Raw genomic sequence first — 2,198 nt, forward strand, 5'->3', positions numbered from 1 at the left:
GTGTTGCAGCGACGCGGGCATAGAGCAAGACCTAGGGATTGCGCCCGCACCGCCCGCACCGCCACCGACAACTTGGGCCTTGGGCATACGCCACAGATTGCATGGACGATCAAAGCCTTTGTGGAATTTTGCGAAATGAAATTTCGCGCCCTATTGGGTTCCCAACTATAAAGTTGGCAACCAGCGAGCAACAAGAATTTTAGAAAGGGCAGTGCATTGCTCCTACATCTTTTTTTAAAGGGCAGCGCAGTGAATAGATCAGACCATGTAGACATAGCGCCGGGTTTTTGTGGTACCATAGACAGCATTGCGGCGCGGTGCCGGCACAACTTACCTTCCTCATTTACGTATACACAATGGGTGACAACAAAAGCTTCTCACAGAAACCGGAATACCTATGAATATTTTGTCTGTCCGTAATCTGAGCCTGTCCTTCGACGGTAAACGCATTTTAGACGATCTCTCCATCGATTTTTGGCGGGGGCATATCCACGCCGTGATCGGCCCCAACGGCGCGGGCAAATCAACCCTTGCCAGCGCTATCATGGGTCTGGAAGGCTACACCACCTACGACGGGGATATCCTTTACAATGATGAATCGCTGCGGGGTATGCCCGTCTTTGAACGGGCGCGGCGCGGCATCACACTGGCTTGGCAAGAACCTGCCCGCTTTGAAGGACTGTCGGTACCACGTTTTATAACGGCCGGCTCCGCCTGTAAAGATTTGTCTTATGTACGGGAATTATTGGAGGCGCTGGGTCTGGATCCGGATCGTTATGTGAACCGCAGCGTGGACCGCACCTTAAGCGGCGGTGAACGCAAACGCATAGAACTGGCTTCCATCCTTGCCATGGAACCACGGTTGATTCTCATGGATGAACCCGATTCCGGCATCGATGTAGAAGCCTTACAGTATATCTTTAAAGGACTGCGCCGCTTGAAGGATCAGGGGGTGACCGTGATCATGATCACCCACAGCATGTCTGTCCTTGCCCAAGCCGACCACGCTTTTCTTATCTGCCAAGGCAAACTCCAAGAACAGGGCTGCGTCAACAAAGTTGGCAAATATTTCGTCGATAAATGTTTTGTCTGTGACCACGTGAACCAACCCCTGGCTGCGGAGATAAAAGCATGAGTACAAAAGATATTGTGGCGGAGCTGCTCGCCTCCGTGGGTATGGATTCTGAACATGGTTTTGGCAGCGACGTGGCGCGCATCGAAATCCATGAGAACCATGTGGTCGGTTTGAAGCTGGTTCCCGGGCTCCACATGGATGTGGAAGAAACGGATGAGGGGATTAACGGCATCTTACGGTTGGCCGCGGGCGTGCAGCTTGAAAAACCCGTTCATATCTGTTTCGGTGTGCTGCCGGAAACAGGCCGCCAACACATCAATCTGGACATTCGTATTGAAGAAGAGGCCCGTGCCTCTTTCCTCGCTCACTGCACCTTCCCGAACGCGCTTAATGTGCGCCACACCATGGACGCTACCATCGTCGTGGAGCCGGGCGCGCGCTACGCCTATTTCGAACGGCATGTGCATGGCGCTTCCGGCGGCGTATCGGTCATCCCGCGCACCCAAGTAACTGTTCACGAGGACGCTGAATTCACGACCGAATTTGAATTGATCAAGGGCCGTGCCGGCAAAATCGATTTCCTCTATGAAGCGGTGTGTCATGCGCGGAGCGTGGTCGAAATGACCACGCGCATCAACGGCCGCGAAGATGATTCTATTATTATAGGTGAAAAAGCGCTGTTGGAAGGAGCAGACGCGCGGGCGGCGCTCATCTCCCACATCGCTTTGCGTGACCGTGCCCAAGCAGAAATTTACAGTGATCTTGTTGCGACAGGCGACCGTTCCCGCGGCCATGTAGACTGTAAAGAAATCGTGTTGGACGCGGCGGCGGCGCGGGCAGTGCCAACGGTGGAAGTGCGCAATCCCAGCGCTCACATCACCCACGAAGCAGCGATTGGCAGTGTGGATTCGCGACAGCTGCAGACCCTGCTCAGCCGCGGTTTGGATGAAGATGAGGCGACCGACCTCATTATTGAGGGCTTGCTGAGCAAAAAAGAACGTTGGACACGGGATTCCCTGACATCGGTCTGAGCGGAAGGACAGGACAAGCGCCTGTTGCCGCTCGGCGCAGCTATTTGACTTTATTATGCCGTAAACGATACACTATATTATAGATGTTGGTA

Annotated in this window: 2 protein-coding genes; both read left to right on the top strand. The window is 53.8% G+C overall.

Features of this window, described 5'->3' with window-relative positions; genetic code table 11:
• Positions 1 to 397: 397 nt before the first annotated feature.
• Complete coding sequence (locus tag GX117_07765) at positions 398 to 1,135, top strand: ABC transporter ATP-binding protein (GenBank protein NLO33235.1); 738 nt, start codon at positions 398 to 400, stop codon at positions 1,133 to 1,135.
• Positions 1,132 to 2,106 carry a SufBD protein gene (locus GX117_07770; protein NLO33236.1) on the top strand — a complete coding sequence of 325 codons (975 nt, stop codon included), beginning with the start codon at positions 1,132 to 1,134 and terminating at the stop codon, positions 2,104 to 2,106. The genes GX117_07765 and GX117_07770 overlap by 4 nt, the downstream gene beginning before the upstream one ends.
• Positions 2,107 to 2,198 lie beyond the last annotated feature (92 nt).

Source organism: Candidatus Hydrogenedentota bacterium (assembly GCA_012523015.1).
In the GTDB taxonomy this organism is placed as follows: domain Bacteria; phylum Hydrogenedentota; class Hydrogenedentia; order Hydrogenedentales; family CAITNO01; genus JAAYBJ01.

Bases quoted from the DNA above. Each gene is read 5' to 3' on its own strand.
- GX117_07765 (NLO33235.1), top strand. From the start codon at position 398: ATGAATATTTTGTCTGTCCGTAATCTGAGCCTGTCCTTCGACGGTAAA.
- GX117_07770 (NLO33236.1), top strand. From the start codon at position 1,132: ATGAGTACAAAAGATATTGTGGCGGAGCTGCTCGCCTCCGTGGGTATG.